Source organism: Bacillus bruguierae, from assembly GCF_037104725.1.
Classification (GTDB): Bacteria; Bacillota; Bacilli; order Bacillales; family Bacillaceae_G; genus Bacillus_A; species Bacillus_A bruguierae.
The window spans coordinates 141,205-162,462 of record NZ_JBAWSX010000006.1 but is presented as its reverse complement, the minus strand read 5'-3'; the positions used below and the strand labels follow the sequence as shown (position 1 = coordinate 162,462).

Sequence of the window (21,258 nt, the reverse complement as noted above, 5' to 3'; positions counted from 1 at the left end):
TTAACTGGTTTTTTACAAAAAAAGGTAATTATAAAACCCTGTCCATTCGTGAAATATTATATTGCATAATAAAATACTTGCTTGAAAACCAAGCGAAAGATATGTGCTTTTTTTAGATTTGATAAACATGTACAGATGTATCAAACAAAGGAGAATGGTTAGTAATTGAATCGTGAAAAATGTTGCTCCAGATGTATTTAAATTCAAATAAGTAAAATAAACAAACAGATTATAGATAAATAAAATGGCTGTCAAAATACAGACATATAAATGAATTTTAGGGAGAAGTGATTGAATAAAGAGCTGTTTTTGAAAAACAGCTATAAATAAATAACCTCCTCCTAAAACAGTAATAATATATAAATAGATATTTTCAAAAACTATTGTAAAAGGGGATGGGAATATAATTAGAGTGTAGGCTGTCATACTTTTTATAAACAAAGTAGAGACTACCCATAAAATACAGATTAAATTTGAGCGAGATAGACAGAAAAAGCTAATAAAAGCTAGCGAAACTAAAAAAATCCAGGAAACTCCATATAATATATCGATTGGTAGTGTTACTATTTTTTCATTCAGGTCAAAATCGATCGTATTAATGGATTGGAATATGAGTAAAAGTAATGTCGTTAGCAAAAAGAATAATTGAAAAATAAGAAGTGTAGCTTGATAGCGTTTGAAATTTATGGAATCAGTCGGTTTAAGCAGATATCCCCATATAATCCATCCGATTAATATAATAATTCCAAAATAATGAAGCACGCTTGTAGAATAAAGAAGTGTAATCCAAGTTTGTTCTGAAGTGGTTGCGAAGATATTTCCGCAAAATTGCGAATCATATTTGAGTTGGAAGAGTGAGCGAAATGAAAAGATGGATTGATTAGCTGTCTCTTCTGAAAATACATCAATTGTAAATATGTAAGAATCACGAACGATTTCTCCAGTGTTCATCGGTATATAATAAATAACCGTATATACACCATTTGTTAATGAAGGCAAACGTAAAGATAAAGTTGTTTCGTTGTTCGAAAATTCAATTGAGTTTTTAACTATGTTCAATCCTTTTTCATCAAAAATTTGAACAGTAGCTTTTTCTTTATTGATTTGAGATGAAAAAGTCATTGAAAGGTTTGATGGAGCGTTTGTCAGTTTCTCATCTGGTTTAGGATTCATTTGTATAGTGTTCGTTTCTGCAAAAACATGTTTTGTTTGTAAAAAAAGATAGATAAAACTAAATAAAATGAGTATATGTTTCCGTCTAAGAAGTTTGCACATAACTGAATCGTTCCTCCACTAAAAATTCGTTAATTTCGAACAGAAAAACGTAGTAAAATGAAAGATAAAAATACGACTACAGTTGTACAAATAATTAAGAAAGCGGGCTGTGTTGAGTGTAAACCAAGCATTGGTCCCATGAGTCCAGACATAATACCACTTGCGACACCTGTTAGCAGTGTCTGATAATCAACTAATGCTCCAAACACAGCGCCAACAGCAACAGCAATTATTGTTGTTACAATTGTAATTACACCTTCATCTAAAGGCAATTGTGATCCGAGAACGGTACCGACAGCTAAACCAATAGCCGTACTAGATAGCATTGCAATATTCATACCTAAGTGATAGCCTATGAGATGCCGAGATTGGTATAAATGGTAGTATGAAATAGCTGCGATAAAAAAATAGCTAAATAAAATAATGCCACTTAAAAAATTCATTTGTGTTTTCACCTCCATAATAAACTATGAGTTAGCATCATAAAATATTTATGATGAGTAAAGAAAAAGGAGGTTTGTATGGAGGAGAATGGCATAATGAAGGTTCGTGATGAGGAGAGTCTTGTTTTGGACTATAAGGAAAAAAGGGGAGAAGGATATACATCTCCAGCTAGTGCTTTACCGACTCATGAATTAAAGATGCTTCAGGAATATATGCATGGTGCTAATTTAAAAGTATTAGGTGAATGTTTACCAGAGCGAAAACAAGTGATGATGCTAATGAAGTTTTTTAAACATAAACGTTATCAGCGTGTGGAAATATTTTCGAATCGAGGCGGGGGCAGTGTACACACACTAGCGAAAGTAAATGAAATCGGTAGAGATTTTGTTGTGCTTACAACATTAACGGAACGTATTTTCATCCCGTACACAGCGATTCAAAGTGCGAATATTCCTTATGCGATACCTAATGTTTCTACATCTCATCAGCATTTAATATATGATGAAACTCTTCGAAAGAAATTGATGCTACAGTTTGGGAAAACTGTAGCAGAACAAGTGAATTTGAAACAGCAGTTTTTTGAACAAGCATTTATGAATCATTTGCAATTGTGGGAAGGTATGTATATAAAACTATACGACCAAAAAGAAATGTATACAGGACGAATTACGAAAGTGACGAACAAATATATTCACCTAAAAAAACGTAGTAAAACAGAAGTAATATTAATAAAAGATATTACCTTTATTAATATCATGCGTGTTTTCGCTATGTGTGCGGGTTTTATAAAAGGGATAAAGAAAAGAATTTATCAATTGCGTAAAAAAACTTAGAGATGATGTATGCTCAAGTTAATGATTCATTATGATAGATTTAATAAAGACATAGAAAAATAAGCTTCGGTATGAGCTTATTTTTCTATTTATATACAAGTTGAAAAAACGGCATAAAACCATTTTTCTTTTTAGGTGGGCGAGAGCATCTGGCCATACATAGAAGCGGTAAGGGCCTTTTTTTGCCACAGACAAGGTTAAACAAAAGGGGCAAGCAAGTAGCGGTCATGTTGTATTCTGCATAGCAGCGACTTATAAAGAAAAGCGGAAGCGGCTCGCTCAGAACAAGAGGGGGATGGAGCTTCTGACATAGAGGTGCTTTTTGCCTCGGCGGAAGACGCGAAGCCACCGACTGTTCTAGCCGCTGAAGCTGGATCATAAAGAAAAGCGGAAGCGGCTCGCTCAGAGCTAGACAAAGATGTCGAAAAATTAAAATGAATATATATAATTGATGTGGTACCTTCGAAAATAATATAGTAGTATAAGGTTGTAGGGGGAAAATAGCTTGAAAAAACGTATTTTAACTATAGGATGTTTATTTATTATGTTAGCCGGCTGTAGTACTAGTAATTATGGTGCGCATGTTGAAGCTGGTATGAAAGCATTGAAAGATGAGAAGTATAGTGATGCAATTATGTGGTTTAAAAAAGCTGACCAAGAAAAATCTACTGATGAAACAAAAACATTTATGAAAGTTGCAAAATGGATGGAACATGGTGCGACCGCATTAAAAGATGGAGATTATAAACAAGCGATGGAAGACTCGAATCAAGTGATAAATATAAAAAAAGATACGACACTTGAAAAAGCTGTAAAGTCCAATGCTGAAGATATGTTGCAAAAGGCAAAAGATATAGAGAATAAAGAAATAACGAGAGAAGAAAAGAGAAAGAAAATAGAAGAAAAAGGCATTGATAAAGCAATTAAAGCGGTAGATAGCGTTGATGAAATAAGAGAAAAGCAAAAAGAGATTGGGGAATCTTTAGATAAAGCCGAAAAAGTAAAAGAAAAAATAGAGGCAAAGAAAAACTAACATATAGAAACAGTAAACCTTAAGAAACAGGGCAACAAGCAAGGTGATTCTTCCCTTTCTACAAGGAGCGAATTTGAAGGAACTATAGTAAAAGAGAAGCTCATATAGAAGAGCTTCTTTTTTCATGTATTCATTTTACATAAAAAAAGAAAAAGTTCACACGGAATACAAATGTATTCGATACAATGTGTCGGTGAGAAAAAAACCATAAATATATGAAGAGATATTATGCTACTATTGTTCAGTCAGAGAGGAAGAGAGAAATGAAAGAAACGTTAAAAAAACAATTTCAAAATATGCGTTTTCCGTTATTAGTTGCTATTTTGATTTGGTTAAAAACATATATTGTTACGCGAACTAGTTTTGACTTAAAGCTAGAATCTGCTATGCAGGAATGGATTCTCTTTATTAGTCCATTAGCGTCTTCTTTAGTGTTAGTTGGACTTGCTTTATTTGCAAAGGGTCAAAAACGGAATTATATAGCTATCATTATTAACCTTATTATGACCATTATCTTAATTGGTAATGTGATGTTTTATGGTTTTTATAATGATTTTGTTACACTTCCGGTATTAATGCAAACGTCGAATATGGATGGATTAGGATCTAGTGTCAAAGCATTGTTAAACGTTAAATTTATCTTAATGTTTATAGATATTATCGTTTTATTTTACATTGCTAAAAAGAAGCCTAATTTTGCAAAAACAGCACGTGTTTCTGGCTCTATGAAGTCACTATATTTTTTAATCTGTATCGCAGTTTTTATGGTAAACCTTAGTTTTGCGGAAAAAGAACGCCCTGAATTATTAACTCGTTCATTTGACCGTGTTATGCTTGTGAAAAACCTTGGATTATATGTTCATCAATTATATGATCTTGGCTTGCAAGTAAAGACAAGCTCACAAAAAGTATTTGCGGATGGAAGTAAAATTCAAGAAGCAGAAAATTATATGAAGACGGTGGAGGTAAAGCCTGATCCAAATATGTTTGGAATGGCAAAAGGAAAGAATGTTATCGTTGTATCTTTAGAATCAACGCAGTCTTTTTTAATTGATTCTAAAGTAAATGGACAAGAAGTTACACCGTTTTTAAACCAATTTAAAAAAGAAAGTTATTATTTCGAAAACTTTTATCATCAAACAGGACAAGGGAAAACATCAGATGCAGAATTTATGATTGATAATTCTTTATATCCGTTAGATCGTGGTTCTGTATTCTTTACGAATGCCGGAAACGAGTATGTAGCAACTCCAGAAATTTTACATCAGCAAGGCTATTATACAGCTGTATTCCATGCGAATAATGCTACGTTTTGGAATCGTAATATGATGTATCCGTCATTAGGATATGATCGATTCTACAATGAATTAGATTATAAAGTTACTCCAGAGACGAAACTTGGCTGGGGATTAAAGGATAAAGAATATTTTGATCAATCTGTGGATAAATTACAAAAGATTCAACAGCCGTTCTATACTCGTTTTCTTACGTTAACGAATCATTTTCCGTTTGCGTACGATGACAGTATTAAAATGATTGAACCATTTAATTCAGGTGATGAAACATTAGATAATTATTTTGTTACAGCGCGTTACGAAGATGAAGCTTTGAAACATTTTATTGAACGCTTAAAAGAAACGGGATTATATGACAACTCAGTTATCGTATTTTACGGTGATCACTACGGTATTTCAGATAACCATAACCGTGCGATGGCACAATTTTTAGGGAAAAATGAAATTAATCCATATGATCACATGCAGTTGCAACGTACACCATTATTTATTCATGTTCCAGGTCAAACAGAGGGGAAAACAATGACTGCTCCTGCTGGTGAAGTAGATGTAAAACCAACAATTCTTCACTTATTAGGAGTTGATACTTCTAACGATATTGAGTTTGGTCATGATTTATTTTCACCAGAACGCAAACCATTTGTTGTAGAACGTGATGGAAGCTTTATTACAGACAAATATATTTATTACAATAACACATTTTACAATCGTCAAAACGGTCAAGTTGTTCAAGTGCCAGAACAAGAAGCAAAACCGCTTATTGATAGAGCGCAGACAGAATTAAAAATGTCCGATAGTATTATTCAAGGTGACTTGTTACGCTTCTTTGATGGGAATAAAGTAAAATCAGGAACGATCAAAACAGCTATTAAAGAAAAAGAATAATGAAAACCCCGATGTCTGGGCATCGGGGTTTTCATTATCCATTAATATTATATTTTACAGAAAAAACTTCAAAGAGGTGGAACTGAGCCAAAAGAAATGATTTTAAATATGTATATTATTTTTCACAGGCAATACCGTCACCGTCTTTATCTAATTTACGACTATCGTCAGGTTCACCTACATGTAAAGGTGGCTTTTCTATTTTTCTTAAAGAATGAAATAAAACATAAAATAAGTAGAATGGGAGTGGTATAATTTTACAATGTAAGTATGTTAATTAAATTAAGGATTAAAATGAAGGGAGTAAGAAATGAAATCTAAAAATATAGCACACCATTTTCAAACATTACAACAGAAGCGGCACTGTTTCTTTCAAAAAGTACAAGGTATTTTAAAGGTGCGCTTTTTTCAAACTTAAATTCATCCTCCAAGTATAAGATTTGAAGATAAATCTAGTAAACTATTTATTTGAATGATAATAGGTATTCGGACAGACCATAAAATAGATTCTGAATATAATAATAAAAAGGAGATATTCAGAAATGGGACATATTATTGACATTTCAAAGTGGGACGACGATATCGATTGGGACGTAGCAGCGCCGCAATTAGACTTGGCTATTTGTCGTGTACAATACGGTTCGAGAGTAATAGATGAAAAATATAAGGAATACGTTGCAAATTTAGAACAACGTAACATTCCACACGCTGCATATGCTTATGGATGCTATGTCAGTGTAACGGATGCTGTAATAGAAGCTAAGGATTTTATGGCTCGTACAAGCCCTAATGCTAAATTTCTTGTGTTAGATGTTGAGGATGATACATTAGCGAGTTGTGGTCCTAGTAAACTAGCAGAAGCATCGCAAATGTTTATTAATACTTGTAAAGCAGCTGGTTGGAAAGTTGGGTTGTACGTAAGTCATCACCTGTATGGTTCTTATGGATTACAAAATGTACAAGCTGATTTCCTTTGGATCCCGCGTTACGGTGGGAAGCGTCCAGATTATGCATGTGATTTATGGCAGTATACTGATACAGGATATGTAGATGGAATTGGTGAATGTGACTTAAACTATATTATAGGAGACAAATCTCTTGAATGGTTTATAGGTGGAAATGATGACGGTGAAATTATTCTTCCTCCAGATTGGCAAACAAACAACTTAGGGAGTATCACTATAATTGTCCAAGTTGCTAATGTTCGCCAAAGGCCATCTTTAGATGCAAAAGTCATGCGGCAAGTTTATAAAAATTCAGGTCACGTTTATCTCGATTGGTATTATGATGACTCTCACTTTTGGTACAAAATTGCGGAAAACAACTGGGTTCGTGATGATGTAGCGCAAATCAATAAAGATGGGAAAACAAAAGGAGTTGTTTGGATTTCAGGAACAAACATTAACCTTCGCAAAGGAGCATCAAAAGGTGATCCAGTTGTAGGGCAAGCAAATGTTGGAGCTTGGGATGTCCATTTCAGATACGAGGATTGGATTTATGTGTACAAAGAAGGTGTTGAAGGTTGGATGTATTTTGACGAATCTTACGTAAAGTGGATTCGATAATAAGGAAGCTTCCGCTCAATTTTGAGTGGAAGTTTTCTTATTATGCTGATACGGAAGCTTTTGTTTTGCGGTACCGACCTATTAGCCTACCGATTAACAATGAAAATTGGGAAAGTGAGTGAAAGAGGCGAGAATCTTTGTTTCATAAAGGATTAGGACTGAGAAAGACTGACGATAATGATATGTTATGTAAACATGACATAAATACGGTATACATTATGAAAAAGGAAGGGCTCCAAGACAGAACCCTCTAGCCTCCTATTGTAAAAATTGCCAATCCGAAAGGGCCATTTAAAGCTTCTGCACCAAAGTTCGCTACACGTACAGGATTCGGAGGAATGGTAATATCAAAAATTGTTACCGTACTATTGTTAAAATTTGCTGCATACAGAGTCGTATCTGTAATCGCCAATCCCTCAGGGCCATTTAAAGCTCCGGTATCCAAATTTCTTACATGTACAGGATTTGGAGGAATGGAAATATCAAAAATATCCATGGTACTATTGTTGAAATTTGCTACATACAACGTGGTACCCGCAGTCGTCAATCCAGTAGGGCCATTTAAAAATCCTGTACCAAAATCCGTTATACGTACAGGATTCGGAGGAATGGTAATATCATAAACTTCTACCGTACTATTGCCCAAATTTGCTGCATACAGCGTGGTACCTGTGGTCGTCAATCCAGTAGGCACACTTAAATTCCCTTCATCCACTTGCTCTACAAAGGAAGGCAACGCAGGTGAAGAAATATCAAAAATGGCTACTGCGTCGTTAGGGGGATTTGATACATATAGAATGTTATTTGCAATTGCTAATCCGGTAGGGTTATTGAAAATTCCTGGAAAATCTATTGCACTTAACTTACTCACAAATACAGGAGATCGAGGATTGGAAATATCAAAAATTACAAGGGAGTTATCGAATTGATTTGCGATATACAGCGTGGTTCCTGTAATTGCTAATCCGGTAGGACCATTAAAAACGCCTGGAAAATCTACTTCACCAAACTCTCTTACAAGTACAGGACTCGTAGGATTGGAAATGTCAAAAATGGCTATCGTGTTATCGTTACGATTTGATACAAGAAGAAATTTAGATATCACAGCTAATAGATCCAGAACGTTTTCAAACTTGAACTCCAAGAGCATTTCCTTCTTGATGACGTCACGAAGTGTTCTTTGTACACTTGAGTTGACAGCAAGAAGATTAGATATCGTAACTACCGGAGGAGAAAGAGTAGTTCTTCCCGGCGGTAATGTTCCTAAAACAAATTGAAGCTTCTCAGCCTCAGCGTTGACAATATGAGCTAGAGCTAATTCTTCTAAGGCAATGGAGCTTAAAAGCAATGGAATGGTCTGTGCAGTCGTAACAGAAATGGTAGGTGTAATATTGGGGATGTTCGGAAAAGACAATATACATGCATCCTTTCTAGGAAACCTTCGAATCATCTGATTCCATGTATACATAGATAGGTCTCCTATTTTTGTGATTGGAACGTTCATAATGTTAAAAATAATATAATAAAGTGAAACTTCCATCAGTGGGGTTTTTTTTCATCCCCCACTGATGGAAAGCCCTCACCAATCGGGCTTTTACGGGCAGTTATCCCCCACCTATCTTCTTTTAGAAAGGCGAAACGACCGGAGATTCTAGCCGCTAGAGCTGGACAATGCTTCTCTCTGAATATTGAGGTGGGGGTCTTACTGCCCAAGAATAGCGGGATAAACAAGGAATTTACCAGTTATTCTCTCCATTTTATGTAACAAGCGTTTGGATGGCTGAGCACTTGTCCTGCTGTAGAGGTACATTTCTTGTTGAAAGAGTCCCTTTTATTGAATCGATGAAGCATCTAGGATATTAGTGAAAACACATACTACAAATCCAATTCTCCTCATTTTTTTTCATGTATGTATAAAAAACGAGCTAATATTCATTCAGCTCGTTTTTATTTCTATCATCAATCAATACCCATCTAGAAAAGTAGTATTCGATTCTTTTATGGAATCATTCACTACATATTTAGCAGTAGATAAAATAATAGTTACCCAATGCAGTTCATAATGTTAATAGTGACGGAATTGCTGTCTACGCCCAAAGCGGTAGCAGTAACAATTAATATTCCAAAATCGCCGGTAGATGAGAAAGTGGCAGTAAAATTGCCGGATGCATCTGTAAGAGCAGGATTAGGAGCTATGGTACCAAAAATATCATTCACTGTAAAAGTGACCGGTGTACCTGCTGGAGGAGGGCTTCCATTCACCAACACTTGACCAGTAAGAACAGATTCATTTGGTACCCCTGTTCCCAAACCGCATATCGTGGTTGGATCAGCATTCAAGGTAATCGTTGCTGTGGGTGGAGGAGTAATAGTAGCTAACAAATCCAGCACATTTTCGAATTTGAATTCCAAGAGCATTTCTTTCTTGATGACGTCACGAAGTGTTCTTTGTACACTTGAGTTGACAGTAAGAAGATTAGATATCGTAACTACTGGAGGAGAAAGTGTAGTTCTTCCCGGCGGTAATGTTCCTAAAACAAATTGAAGCTTCTCAGCCTCAGCATTGATAATGTGAGCCAAAGCTAATTCTTCTAGGGCGATGGAGCTTAAAAGCAATGGAATGGTCTGTGGAGTCGTAACAGAAATGGTAGGTGTAATATTAGGGATGTTTGGAAAAGACAAGATGTATTCATCCTTTCTAGCTAGGAAACCGCCGAATCACCTTATTTCGTGTATAGATAGGTTTCCTACTTTTGTGATTTGAGTGTTCATAATGTTAAAAGTAATATTATGAACAAGGAATTTACTAGGTATTCTCTCCATTTTATGTAACAAGCGTTTGGATGGCTGAGCACTTGTCCTACTGTGGAGGTACATTTTTTGGTGAACAAGCCCTTTTTATTTAATCGATGCAGCACCTAGGATGTTAGTGGAAACACAGACTATAAATCCAATCCTCCTCATTTTCTCCCATGTATGTATAAAAAACGAGCTAATATTCATTCAGCTCGTTTTTATTTTTATTATTTATCAATACTGGTCTAGAAAAAGTAGTAGTATTCGATTCTTTTATGGAATCATTCATTACATGCTTGGTAGTAGATAAAATAATAGTTAATCGCAGTTAATAACGATAATAGTGACACTACTAGTTACTCCAGGAAAATCAGGCAGCGAAGCGGTAACAGTTGCAGTCCCGCCAGGTAGGACGTTTGCTGAGAAAGTGGTGGTAAAATTGCCGGATGCATCTGTAAAAGCAGGGTTAGGAGATACAGTACCAAGAGAAGGGTTATCTACTGTAAAGGAAACCGGTGTACCTGTTGGAGGAGGACTTCCATTCACCAACACTTGACCAGTAAGAACAGAGTTATTTGGTGCCCCTGTTCCCAAAGCACATACTGTGGTTAGATTAGCATTCAAGGTAATCGTTGCTGTGGGTGGAGGAGTAATAGTAGCTAACAAATCCAGCACATTTTCGAATTTGAATTCCAAGAGCATTTCCTTCTTGATGACGTCACGAAGTGTTCTTTGTACACTTGAGTTGACAGTAAGAAGATTAGATATCGTAACTACTGGAGGAGAAAGTGTAGTTCTTCCCGGCGGTAATGTTCCTAAAACAAATTGAAGCTTCTCAGCCTCAGCATTGATAATGTGAGCCAAAGCTAATTCTTCTAGAGCAATGGAGCTTAAAAGCAATGGAATGGTCTGTGGAGTCGTAACAGAAATAGTAGGTGTAATATTAGGGATATTTGGAAAAGACAAGATGCATTCATCCTTTCTAGGAAACCGTCGAATCACCTTATTTCGTGTATAGATAGGTTTCCTACTTTTGTAATTTGAGTGTTCATAATGTTAAAAGTAATATTATGAACAAGGAATTTACTAGGTATTCTCTCTATTCTATGTAACAAGCGTTTGGATGGCTGAGCGTTTGCCTTGCTGCAGAGGTATATTTTGGGGTGAACGAGCCCTTTTTATCCCGCTATTTTTGGGCAGTAAGACCCCCACTTTAAGATTCAGAGGGAAGCTAGGAAGATAGGGAGGGATGAAAAATCCTCCTCTGGTTGTTTATAAAAAGCTTCCGATAACATTGATTATGCCACCAAAAACCAAAAAAGGGGCTATTTTGTTTCCTTAGCATAGGGAGACTAAGGATTTGTCTTCCAATAAATGTATTGGTGTGCAATATCTGCGTTTTGGCAGTAAGCTTCTCTAAAAAGTTGAAAGATCTGTGATGTAATGAAAACGAGTACTTTGCTATTTTTACAAGGAATATTGGTACATAACATGCTCACACTTTGTTCACAAGCTATATAAATTTATATGAAAATGAGTGAAAAAATAATATTTTAATAAAATAAAACCAAGAACTATAAAGCGCCAAAGACCTTTATTAATAAAGGTCTTTGGCGCTTTATAGTGTTTGAGAATTACAAAATGAATTATTTTAAAACTGCTCATTCTTCTCCCAAGATTCAACAATGTAATGAGCAACTGTTGGATTGTAACCTTTTCCAATTAAGTACGTGATTGCAGCAATTTCCGTCATTGCGTGTGGTACAGATGTATATTTAGCTTCTTTTACGCCGTATTCTACCCACGGTTTTATGAGATTTAATACGGGTTGTTTTAAGTGTTGAAATTGCGAAGCGTATTGTTGGATTTGTTGCTCAGTTGGTTCTGATGGTATTGGGGGGCCGGATTGAGGGAAACGTGGATCATAATGGTATTGGTAGTGTAGATGTTGTTCGGGATATGGTTGATAATAGGATTGCTGCGGATAAGGCTGTTGTGAGTTATAAAACATTTTTTTTCCTCCTTCATGATACTGAGTACAACATATAGTATGGGCGGACAAGAAAATATGTGATGAAAAAATGAGGGCGTGTTACAATAGTGAATTGGGTGAAGATATTATGAACAAACAAGAACAAATTGAAAAAACGATTATATTTGTTAAAGACATATTAGAAAAAGATGCAAGTGGTCACGATTGGTATCATATTGAACGTGTACATAAATTAGCGATTGCATTGTTTGAAAAAGAAGGTGGGAATCGCTTCGTTATTGAAATGGCAGCTTTACTTCACGACGTTGCAGATGAGAAGTTAAATGAGAGTGAAGAAGCTGGTATGAAGAAAGTGACAGACTGGCTTGAGCTATTATGTGTTAGCCAAGAAGATGCACGGCATATTGTTCATATTATTGCTAATATGTCTTATAAGGGTGGACACGGCGGAACTGTGGAGACGTTAGAAGGGAAAATTGTTCAAGATGCAGACCGCCTTGATGCACTTGGAGCAATCGGGATTGCACGAACATTTGCTTATGGAGGTGCAAAGGGACGTTTACTGTATGATCCAAACATTCCACCGCGTGAAACGATGACGAAGGAAGAATATCGAAAAAGCGATGAACCATCGCTCAATCATTTTTATGAAAAATTGCTAAAGTTAAAAGATTTAATGAATACAGATGCAGCGAAGGAAGAGGCTGAGGAGCGTCATCGCTATATGGAGCAATTTATTAATCAATTTATGAAAGAGTGGAATGCACAAATATGAGAATGTTAACAGTTGAAAATGTATCGAAATCATATGGAGATAAACCGTTATTTAATGGTCTATCTTTTAGTATTACCGAGGGACAGCGCGCTGGTATTATCGGTGTAAATGGAACTGGTAAATCAACGCTATTAAAAATTATTGCGGGCGCGGAAATTCCAGATACAGGGGAAATGACGCATACACGTGGATATACGATTAGTTATTTATCACAGCAGCCAGATTTTAAAGAAAATTTAACTGTACTGGAGCAAGTGTTTCATGGTGATACACCGTTAATTCGTCTTCTTCGTGAATATGAACAAACATTATTGAACTTAGAAAAAAATCCAGCAAGTGAAAAAGCACAGGAAGCATTATTTGCAGTGCAGCAGCGTATGGATGCAATGAATGCTTGGGAAGCGAATGCAAATGCAAAATCGTTGTTAACAAAGCTCGGTATTACTGACTTTTCGGCGGAAGTAGGAAATTTATCAGGCGGACAGAAAAAACGCGTTGCGATGGCGCAATGTTTCATACAAACACCAGATTTATTAATTTTAGACGAGCCAACGAACCATCTCGATCATGAAACAGTAGAATGGTTAGAAGAATATTTATCACGTTATACAGGTTCTGTTTTACTTGTTACACATGATCGTTATTTTTTAGATCGTGTAACAAACCGTATTTTTGAATTAGATAATGGTAAGTTATACAGCTATGAAGGAAACTACGGTGCTTTTTTAGAAGCGAAAGCACTTCGAGAAGAACAAGAAATGGCACAAGAAGCAAAGCGTCAAAACTTATATCGCCGCGAGCTTGCTTGGATTCGCCGCGGTGCGAAGGCGCGCTCTACGAAGCAAAAGGCACGTATTCAGCGCTTTGAAGAATTGCAAAAGAAAGAAGGACCAAGTGCAAAACAAAACGTTGATATTGCGCTTGGAGGTAGCCGACTAGGAAAGAAAGTACTGGAATTAAAAGATGTGACAAAAACATTTGGTGATAAAACTGTTCTTCGTAATTTTGGGTATATTGTGAAACCAGGAGATCGCATTGGTATTATTGGTGCGAATGGTAGCGGGAAATCTTCTCTATTAAACATGTTAGCTGGTAGAATCAAACCGGATAGCGGTGAGATTGAAGTTGGACAAACGGTAAAAACCGCATATTATACGCAAGAAAATGAAGATATGAATTTAAATCAGCGGATGATTGAGTATATTAAAGAAGCAGCTGAAGTCATTCATACAACAGATGGAAAAACGATTAGTGCTTCGCAAATGTTAGAACGTTTCTTGTTCGAGCCGCATACACATGGTACACCGCTTAGTAAATTATCAGGTGGTGAAAGAAGAAGATTATATTTATTGCGTATTTTAATGGGAGAACCGAATGTTTTACTTTTAGATGAGCCGACTAACGATTTAGATACGCAAACATTGACAGTGCTTGAAGATTATTTAGAAGAGTTTCCTGGTGTTGTCCTTACTGTATCGCATGATCGATACTTCCTTGATAAAATTGCAGAAGAACTGTTTGTATTTGAAGGTAACGGAAATGTTCGAATCTTCTTTGGTAGTTATAGCGATTATTTAGATGAGAAAAAAGAACAAGAAGCATTATTAAAAGCAGAAGTGCAGAAAGAAAAGAAAGTAGAAGAAGCTCCAAAACAACAAAGGAAACGCAAGCTTTCCTATAATGAACAGCGTGAATGGGAGACGATTGAAGATAAGATTGCAGAATTAGAAGCGAAAATTGAAAGTATTACAGAAGAATTAGAAAAAGTGGGCGCTGATTATACGAAAGCACAGCAACTCTCTGAAGAGCAGCAGCGAACAGAAGAAGAATTAGAACAGACAATGGAGCGTTGGAGTGAATTATCTGACATTATTGAAGGTTTAAAGTAAAAACAAGCCGCATATGTTGAAATGTAAAGGGAAAAACTTTACACTATTGGTAGAATCTATTTTAGGAGGGAAATCATGCGATCATCTAATCCAATGTTAAAGAAAGATGCGTTTCGTAAAGAGAGCGTAAGTACTTCAGCGATGACAATCGGTGGTACAGTAGGAAAAACGTTTATTATGCTCATATTGTTATTGGGAACGTCTGTGTACGCATATATGCAGATGATTCAAAATAAAATGCAAATGCCAGTGTTAATAGGTGCTTTAATTTTTGCTTTTATTATTTCGCTTGTATCGATATTCGTACCGCGTATTTCACCAATTACAGCACCGATTTATGCTGCTGTCGAAGGGATTTTATTAGGAAGTATTTCTGCTGTATATACAATGCGATTTGGTGATTTTATTATTTTACACGCAGTATTATTAACAATTTCTATTTTACTAGCAATGTTAGTGTTATATGCAACACGTGTTGTGAAAGTGACAGATAAGTTCCGTACGGGTGTGATGGCAGCGACATTTGGAATTATGATTATGTATTTAATCGTTTTAGCTTTACAACTATTTGGCGTACCAGTGCCATTCTTACATCAAGGTGGAACGATTGGTATGATCGTCAGCGCAGTTGTAATTGTTGTTGCTGCATTAAACTTAATGTTAGACTTTGATTTCATTGAAGGCGGTGCACGCAGCGGTGCTCCAAAGTATATGGAGTGGTACGGTGCGATGGGCTTAATGATGACATTAGTTTGGTTATACTTAGAAATTTTACGCTTCGTTTCTTATTTTGTAAAAAATGATTAACGTACTGAAATCCTGCATGTTTGTATCATGCAGGATTTCTTTTTGAAATTTTATAGAAATAAAGATGAGTTTTCATATAAAAAAATATTTTTTTACATTTTTTACTACACGTTTCGTTTTTTCTACAATAAAGAAAAAACGAAGAGGTGACATACTTGTATGATGAATCGAGTTGCGTTAATTGGCAGATTAACAAAAGATCCAGAGTTACACTATACAAAGCAGGGCATTGCTTATGCGCGTATTTGCGTAGCTGTAAATAGAGGTTTTCGTAACAGTTTAGGAGAGCAACAAGCAGATTTTATTCATTGCATGATATGGCGGAAATCAGCGGAAAATGTAACGATGTACTGTAAAAAAGGGGAACTTGTTGGTATAACAGGACATATTCATACGAGTGGGTACAATAATGAGAGCGGCAAGAGAATATATAAGACAGAAGTTGTGATTGAAAGAATTACATTTTTAGAGAAGAAAAAAGAGCAAGCACCTCAGTAGGAGTCTTATTTGAGAACATGTTACAATACAGCTAAGAACAGCAATAAAGGGGAGACTATATACGTGAAGATTAAAGGCATTGAACCGACACCAAGTCCAAATACAATGAAGGTTATTTTAAATGAAGTATTACCAGCAGGAGCGCGTAACAATTATACACGTGAAAATGCTAATGAGGCTCCAGAGAGAGTGCAGCAAATTTTGCAAATTGAAGGTGTAAAAGGTGTATATCATGTAGCCGACTTTTTAGCGGTAGAACGTAATGCGAAATATGATTGGAAACATATTTTACAGCAAGTTCGCACAGTCTTTGGTGAAGAAGTCGTAACAGAGAGCGAACAAGAACAAAATGCCCATTTTGGGGAAGTAAAAGTGTTTATTCAAATGTTCTTTACCATTCCGATGCAAGTGAAACTAACAGATGGTACAACTGAGGAACGCGTAGGGTTACCAGATCGTTTTAAGGAAGCGATTATGAAAGTGCAAATGTCAGCGCCAAATGTTGTGAAAGAGCGTAAATGGATTGAGCAAAGTACGCGTTATGGTAACTTTGAAGAGATTGGAAAAGAAGTTGTGGAAGAAATTGTTGCGACATATCCAGCCGATCGTGTAGATGCGGTTGTACAAGAATTATTACAACAAGCAGGAGAGGTAGAAGTAACGATTACAAAGCGTGAGCCATATAAAGTAACTGAGGAAATGATGAATGATTCTGATTGGACAAAGCGCTATGCAGCGCTTGAACAAATGGATCCAACAGAAGAGGATATTCCTGTACTAGAGAAAGCGTTAGAAGATGAAAAAGTATCGATTCGCCGCTTAGCAACTGCTTATTTAGGAATGGTCAAAGGAGACCGCGTTTTACCTTTACTCTATAAGGCGTTATTAGATAAATCAGTCAGCGTACGCCGCACAGCAGGTGATTGCTTATCAGATATCGGTGACCCTGCTGCGATGTTTGTGATGATTAAAGCATTAAAAGATTCAAGTAAACTTGTACGCTGGCGCGCGGCAATGTTTCTATTTGAAATTGGTGACGAAAGTGCAATCCCAGCACTTCGCTTAGCGCAAGAGGATCCAGAATTTGAAGTCGCAATGCAAGCGCGTTTAGCACTTGAACGCATTGAGGGCGGTGAGGAAGCAAAAGGTTCTGTTTGGAAGCAAATGACGGAGTACCGAAAAGGAGAATAATAGCTATGATTGCCTTTTACGATAGCTGGTGTCCGATGTGTACAAAGATTGCAAATCGAACAAAGGAACTAGATAAAAAGGGGAAAATAACATTTGTTTCTTTTCGTGAAGAAGAAATTGTTCAGCAATATTGTTTATCAGAAGAGATGCAGCAAAACATGGAGAAACATTTGTACATTTATAAGGATGCGCGCTGGTATAAAGGGATTCGAAGTATATATGTCTTAGCGAAAGCAATTCCTGCATACTGGGTAATCGCACCTTTTATTAAACTATCGATTTTTTTCGGATTTGGTCATGTCTTATATGATTATATTGCGACAAAGAGAGAAATTGTCCCTGTTGGACATTGTAAAAATGGTGTTTGTGAAATCCAAAGGAAAAAATAAGAAAGTTATAATGTTTCTTTTGCGTCTAGTATTAGAGCGTGATATGATGAATTTGGAATGAAAGTTGAAGGAGAGATTGGTAACATGACAAATGCATACGAAGAATACATGCGCCAAATGGTAATTCCAATGCGTCAAGAATTAGTACGCGCAGGATTTAAAGAATTAACAACAGCAGAAGGTGTACAAGAATACATGGAAAATGCAGAAGGGACAACATTAGTTGTTGTGAACTCTGTTTGTGGTTGTGCGGCAGGTCTAGCGCGTCCATCAGCTGGTCAAGCGGTTGTACGTTCTGAGAAGCAGCCTAACAATCTTGTCACTGTATTTGCAGGTCAAGATAAAGAAGCAACAGCGATGATGCGCTCTTACTTTGATGATATCCCGCCATCTTCACCATCTATGGCATTATTAAAAGGAAAAGAAGTTGTTCATTTTATTCACCGTCATGAAATTGAAGGTGCAACAATGGAAGAGATTATTCAAAACTTAGAACAAGCTTTTGAAAAGCATTGCTAAAAAGGGAGAGATTTTCTCCCTTTTTCTTTGTCCCGCACTAACGGGCAGTAAGTCCCCCACCTCAAGATACCAAGAAAATGAAGAAAGTAGGTGGGGGGATAACTGCCCATAAGAGCCCGATTGGTTCACCTAACCATCATTGGGGGATAAAGCCCCCCAATGATGGAAGTTTCACTTTATAATGAGGTGACAGAATGATTGTAACGACAGCAGGACGAACAAATAAAGAAATGACTGCATATGCTGAAAAAATAGCAACGGATTTACAAAGTTCTTTTCTTATGAGAAATGATCGTCCTATTTATGAATTACATGAGCAATATAAACAAGATGTACTTGTTGCTCAGAAAAATCGATTAGCGATTTATCCGCAAGGAACGGAAGAATCGTTCTTTTTTCATCCGAACTCTGCTATGTTTCGCGTGAAGCGATTAATGCGTGGTGAACATGATCCATTTCTGCAAGCCGCGCAGCTAGATAAAGGGATGACGCTGTTAGATTGTACACTTGGCATGGCATCTGATAGCATTGTGGCTAGTTATGCTGTAGGAGAAGCGGGACAAATCACTGGATTAGAAGGTAATCGCTATATGGCATATTTGATCGGAAAAGGTCTTCAGCAATGGGATGCAGGTGTAACAGAAATTAACGAAGCAATGCAGCGAATTACAGTAAAACATACAGAGCATTTATCTTTTTTACAACACTGTGCAGATTATAGCTACGATGTAGTATATTTAGATCCGATGTTTGAAGAAACGGTATTAGAATCAGACGGTATTCGTGGTTTAAAACATTTTGCACTGTACAATGATATTACGGATGAGACAGTTAAAGAGGCTAAGCGTGTAGCGCGAAAACGGGTTGTATTAAAGGATCATTTCCGCAGCAAGCGTTTTGAAAAACATAATTTCTTTGTCTATAAACGAAAAAGCGCAAAATTTCATTTTGGTGTAATTGAAACTTGCTAATTATTAGACAATATGTATAATAGATTATAATAAATTTTTATAGAAAATCTTGGATGAAGATAGTAATTATTTTCAGAAGCAATAGCGAGCTAGGGACGGTGAAAGCCTAGTGCGGAGAAAATAATGAAGCGCACTTCGGAGATGCTGCTTGAACGGTGTAGTAGAGTAAGCCGGGGCTCCCTAACCTCGTTATAAACGGGAAAGTGGTTCGTTATGAACAACAAGGGTGGTACCACGGGTGTAAACTCGTCTCTTTTTTAGAAAAGAGGCGAGTTTTTTTTATTGATAAAAGGAGGAAGATACTGATGGAATATAAAATGAAGTTTGCACAGCATGTATTCGATGTATTAGAACCAGCTTTATCATTAGAACAAATTGCCGCTTTAATTGAAACACCAAAGCAAGATGAGTTTGGAGATGCCGCTTTTCCTTGTTTCACATTAGCAAAACAATATAAAAAGGCACCAGTAGTTATTGCGCAGGAACTAGCAGATAAATTATCTCACCCATCCTTTACAAAAGTGAAGGCAGTTGGACCATATGTAAATGTGTTCTTCAATCGTCAAATTGTAAGTAATGAGGTGTTAAATACGATACTAGATGAAAAAGAAGAGTACGGAAACCTGTACTTTGGGCAAGAAAAAACAGTTGTGATTGACTATTCATCTCCTAATATCGCTAAACCGTTTTCGATGGGGCATTTACGTTCTACAATGATTGGAAATGCCTTAAAACATATATGTGAAAAATGTAGTTATGAAGTTGTAGGCATTAACTACGTTGGTGATTGGGGAACACAGTTTGGAAAACTCATTACCGCCTATAAAAAATGGGGCAATGAAGAGCTTGTTAGAGAAGATCCGATTCGCGAGTTATTTAAGTTATACGTACGTTTTCATGAAGAAGTAAAAGAGTATCCAGAGCTTGAAGAAGAAGGGCGTGCTTGGTTTAAGAAGCTAGAGGATGGCAATGAAGAAGCGGTATATTTGTGGAACTGGTTCCGTCACGAATCGTTAAAAGAGTTCTCTCGCATTTATGAACTGCTTGGCGTAGAATTCTCGAATTTTCAAGGTGAAGCATTTTATAATGATAAGATGGATGATTTGGTCAAGCTTCTAGAAGAAAAATGTTTATTAGAAGAATCAGATGGAGCGCAAGTTGTTAATTTAGAAGAAGAAGGAATGCCGCCATGTTTAATTAAAAAATCAGATGGTGCTACTCTCTATGCAACGCGTGATTTAACTGCAGCATTATATCGTCAAAATACGTATGCATTTGATAAAGCATTATACGTTGTTGGAGAAGAACAAAGCTTGCATTTCTCTCAATTTTTCACTGTACTAAAAAAAATAGGATTCCAGTGGGTAGAAGGCATGTCTCACGTTCCGTTCGGACTTATTTTAAAAGATGGTAAGAAAATGTCTACTCGTAAAGGGAAAGTTGTTTTACTAGAAGAGGTGTTAGAAGAAGCAATTGCGCTAGCAAAGAAAAATATTGAAGAGAAGAATCCGAACTTAAAGAAGAAAGATGAAGTAGCAAGACAGGTCGGAGTTGGCGCAGTTATTTTCCATGATTTGAAAAACGAACGCATGCATAACATCGAATTTTCACTTGAAAAGATGCTGAAATTTGAAGGAGAAACAGGACCATACGTACAATATACGCACGCACGTACTTGTTCATTATTGAAAAAAAGTGATGTAGACATTGAGAAGCAAGACTTACAGTTAACAGACGATATAAGTTGGACAGTGATAAAATTACTTCATCGTTTTCCGCAAGTCGTTGAAACAGCGTTTGCTAAATACGAGCCATCTCATATTGCAAAATATTTATTAGACGTGGCACAGGCGTTTAACAAATATTATGGTAACGTTCGTATTTTAGAAGAAAATGCAGAGAAAGAAAGTAGACTTGCGCTTGTATATGCGGTGGCAGTTGTATTGAAAGAAGGATTACGTTTGCTGGGAATGGGAGCGCCTGAGGAGATGTAAAAGAGAAAGGGATTTGATCATTGACAAGTAGTAGTATTCCTGGAAAACATAATAACAAATCATTATGTTCCTATTGATGCGGCGCATTTTGAGTCACGAGACCGGG

17 protein-coding genes, 4 pseudogenes and 1 other annotated feature are annotated in these 21,258 nt (G+C 36.4%); of the genes and pseudogenes, 13 read left to right on the top strand and 8 right to left on the bottom strand.

Annotated elements, in window-relative coordinates:
• Positions 1–12: 12 nt before the first annotated feature.
• Both WAZ07_RS12590 and WAZ07_RS12585 read right to left on the bottom strand, forming a co-directional pair.
• Complete coding sequence (locus WAZ07_RS12590) at positions 13–1,173, bottom strand: copper resistance protein CopC (RefSeq protein WP_336472725.1); 1,161 nt, start codon at positions 1,171–1,173, stop codon at positions 13–15.
• Positions 1,174–1,304: 131 nt separating this feature from the next.
• Positions 1,305–1,718, bottom strand: coding sequence for a hypothetical protein (locus WAZ07_RS12585; RefSeq protein ID WP_336472724.1), 414 nt, complete (start codon positions 1,716–1,718; stop codon positions 1,305–1,307).
• 78 nt (positions 1,719–1,796) lie between these two features.
• Between WAZ07_RS12585 and WAZ07_RS12580 the strand changes: the two genes are divergently transcribed.
• From WAZ07_RS12580 to WAZ07_RS12570, 3 genes are all read left to right on the top strand, one after another.
• Complete coding sequence (locus tag WAZ07_RS12580) at positions 1,797–2,552, top strand: hypothetical protein (RefSeq protein ID WP_336472723.1); 756 nt, start codon at positions 1,797–1,799, stop codon at positions 2,550–2,552.
• A 505-nt stretch (positions 2,553–3,057) separates the two neighbouring features.
• Entirely contained in the window at positions 3,058–3,585 is a 528-nt protein-coding gene (locus tag WAZ07_RS12575) for a hypothetical protein (RefSeq protein WP_336472722.1), read from the top strand.
• 263 nt (positions 3,586–3,848) lie between these two features.
• The gene (locus WAZ07_RS12570) at positions 3,849–5,765 is read left to right on the top strand and encodes an LTA synthase family protein (RefSeq protein WP_090911813.1); all 1,917 of its coding nucleotides are present in this window, start codon (positions 3,849–3,851) and stop codon (positions 5,763–5,765) included.
• 115 nt (positions 5,766–5,880) lie between these two features.
• Here WAZ07_RS12570 and WAZ07_RS12565 read toward each other — a convergent pair whose 3' ends face one another.
• Positions 5,881–5,967 (bottom strand): excalibur calcium-binding domain-containing protein, encoded by an 87-nt coding sequence (locus WAZ07_RS12565; protein ID WP_244547989.1) that lies wholly within the window; start codon positions 5,965–5,967, stop codon positions 5,881–5,883.
• A gap of 340 nt (positions 5,968–6,307) precedes the next feature.
• Here WAZ07_RS12565 and WAZ07_RS12560 point away from each other — a divergent pair, with 340 nt between their 5' ends.
• Positions 6,308–7,330, top strand: coding sequence for a GH25 family lysozyme (locus WAZ07_RS12560; protein ID WP_336472721.1), 1,023 nt, complete (start codon positions 6,308–6,310; stop codon positions 7,328–7,330).
• A gap of 250 nt (positions 7,331–7,580) precedes the next feature.
• On the opposite strand, the pseudogene WAZ07_RS12555 reads toward WAZ07_RS12560, so the two are convergent.
• The 5 genes and pseudogenes from WAZ07_RS12555 to WAZ07_RS12535 form a co-directional block, all read right to left on the bottom strand.
• Positions 7,581–8,282, bottom strand: a pseudogene (locus tag WAZ07_RS12555) (LVIVD repeat-containing protein); the annotation flags it as partial.
• Positions 8,283–8,345: 63 nt separating this feature from the next.
• A pseudogene (locus WAZ07_RS12550) lies at positions 8,346–8,744 on the bottom strand (hypothetical protein); the annotation flags it as partial.
• 941 nt (positions 8,745–9,685) lie between these two features.
• Positions 9,686–10,012 (bottom strand): annotated as a pseudogene (locus WAZ07_RS12545) (hypothetical protein); the annotation flags it as partial.
• 759 nt (positions 10,013–10,771) lie between these two features.
• A pseudogene (locus WAZ07_RS12540) lies at positions 10,772–11,092 on the bottom strand (hypothetical protein); the annotation flags it as partial.
• A 685-nt stretch (positions 11,093–11,777) separates the two neighbouring features.
• A complete protein-coding gene (locus WAZ07_RS12535) occupies positions 11,778–12,137 on the bottom strand; it encodes a hypothetical protein (RefSeq protein WP_413788887.1) in 360 nt (119 codons plus the stop codon).
• A gap of 109 nt (positions 12,138–12,246) precedes the next feature.
• Here WAZ07_RS12535 and WAZ07_RS12530 point away from each other — a divergent pair, with 109 nt between their 5' ends.
• From WAZ07_RS12530 to argS, 9 genes are all read left to right on the top strand, one after another.
• The gene (locus WAZ07_RS12530) at positions 12,247–12,894 is read left to right on the top strand and encodes an HD domain-containing protein (protein ID WP_336472720.1); all 648 of its coding nucleotides are present in this window, start codon (positions 12,247–12,249) and stop codon (positions 12,892–12,894) included.
• Positions 12,891–14,783, top strand: a complete 1,893-nt coding sequence (locus WAZ07_RS12525) for an ABC-F family ATP-binding cassette domain-containing protein (RefSeq protein WP_336472719.1) — start codon at positions 12,891–12,893, stop codon at positions 14,781–14,783. Before WAZ07_RS12530 ends, WAZ07_RS12525 begins: the two co-directional genes overlap by 4 nt.
• Positions 14,784–14,858: 75 nt before the next feature.
• Positions 14,859–15,590 (top strand): Bax inhibitor-1/YccA family protein, encoded by a 732-nt coding sequence (locus tag WAZ07_RS12520; protein WP_336472718.1) that lies wholly within the window; start codon positions 14,859–14,861, stop codon positions 15,588–15,590.
• Between the two features lie 159 nt (positions 15,591–15,749).
• Positions 15,750–16,088, top strand: a complete 339-nt coding sequence (locus WAZ07_RS12515) for a single-stranded DNA-binding protein (protein ID WP_336472717.1) — start codon at positions 15,750–15,752, stop codon at positions 16,086–16,088.
• Between the two features lie 63 nt (positions 16,089–16,151).
• Positions 16,152–17,279, top strand: coding sequence for a conserved virulence factor C family protein (locus tag WAZ07_RS12510; protein ID WP_336472716.1), 1,128 nt, complete (start codon positions 16,152–16,154; stop codon positions 17,277–17,279).
• Between the two features lie 5 nt (positions 17,280–17,284).
• The gene (locus WAZ07_RS12505; protein ID WP_090911711.1) at positions 17,285–17,668 is read left to right on the top strand and encodes a thiol-disulfide oxidoreductase DCC family protein; all 384 of its coding nucleotides are present in this window, start codon (positions 17,285–17,287) and stop codon (positions 17,666–17,668) included.
• Between the two features lie 84 nt (positions 17,669–17,752).
• Positions 17,753–18,187, top strand: a complete 435-nt coding sequence (locus tag WAZ07_RS12500) for a BrxA/BrxB family bacilliredoxin (protein ID WP_090911710.1) — start codon at positions 17,753–17,755, stop codon at positions 18,185–18,187.
• Between the two features lie 194 nt (positions 18,188–18,381).
• Complete coding sequence (locus WAZ07_RS12495; RefSeq protein WP_336472715.1) at positions 18,382–19,158, top strand: class I SAM-dependent methyltransferase; 777 nt, start codon at positions 18,382–18,384, stop codon at positions 19,156–19,158.
• Between the two features lie 41 nt (positions 19,159–19,199).
• Positions 19,200–19,415: a binding site (T-box leader), on the top strand.
• 48 nt (positions 19,416–19,463) lie between these two features.
• A complete protein-coding gene (gene argS, locus WAZ07_RS12490; RefSeq protein ID WP_336472714.1) occupies positions 19,464–21,152 on the top strand; it encodes an arginine--tRNA ligase in 1,689 nt (562 codons plus the stop codon).
• The last annotated feature ends 106 nt before the right edge of the window (positions 21,153–21,258 follow it).

Coding starts and splice junctions, on each gene's coding strand:
- WAZ07_RS12590 (WP_336472725.1), bottom strand. CDS start 1,173: ATGAATCCTAAACCAGATGAGAAACTGACAAACGCTCCATCAAACCTT.
- WAZ07_RS12520 (WP_336472718.1), top strand. CDS start 14,859: ATGCGATCATCTAATCCAATGTTAAAGAAAGATGCGTTTCGTAAAGAG.
- WAZ07_RS12505 (WP_090911711.1), top strand. CDS start 17,285: ATGATTGCCTTTTACGATAGCTGGTGTCCGATGTGTACAAAGATTGCA.
- WAZ07_RS12570 (WP_090911813.1), top strand. CDS start 3,849: ATGAAAGAAACGTTAAAAAAACAATTTCAAAATATGCGTTTTCCGTTA.
- WAZ07_RS12580 (WP_336472723.1), top strand. CDS start 1,797: ATGGAGGAGAATGGCATAATGAAGGTTCGTGATGAGGAGAGTCTTGTT.
- WAZ07_RS12515 (WP_336472717.1), top strand. CDS start 15,750: ATGATGAATCGAGTTGCGTTAATTGGCAGATTAACAAAAGATCCAGAG.
- argS (WP_336472714.1), top strand. CDS start 19,464: ATGGAATATAAAATGAAGTTTGCACAGCATGTATTCGATGTATTAGAA.
- WAZ07_RS12585 (WP_336472724.1), bottom strand. CDS start 1,718: ATGAATTTTTTAAGTGGCATTATTTTATTTAGCTATTTTTTTATCGCA.
- WAZ07_RS12560 (WP_336472721.1), top strand. CDS start 6,308: ATGGGACATATTATTGACATTTCAAAGTGGGACGACGATATCGATTGG.
- WAZ07_RS12495 (WP_336472715.1), top strand. CDS start 18,382: ATGATTGTAACGACAGCAGGACGAACAAATAAAGAAATGACTGCATAT.
- WAZ07_RS12530 (WP_336472720.1), top strand. CDS start 12,247: ATGAACAAACAAGAACAAATTGAAAAAACGATTATATTTGTTAAAGAC.
- WAZ07_RS12500 (WP_090911710.1), top strand. CDS start 17,753: ATGACAAATGCATACGAAGAATACATGCGCCAAATGGTAATTCCAATG.
- WAZ07_RS12535 (WP_413788887.1), bottom strand. CDS start 12,137: ATGTTTTATAACTCACAACAGCCTTATCCGCAGCAATCCTATTATCAA.
- WAZ07_RS12525 (WP_336472719.1), top strand. CDS start 12,891: ATGAGAATGTTAACAGTTGAAAATGTATCGAAATCATATGGAGATAAA.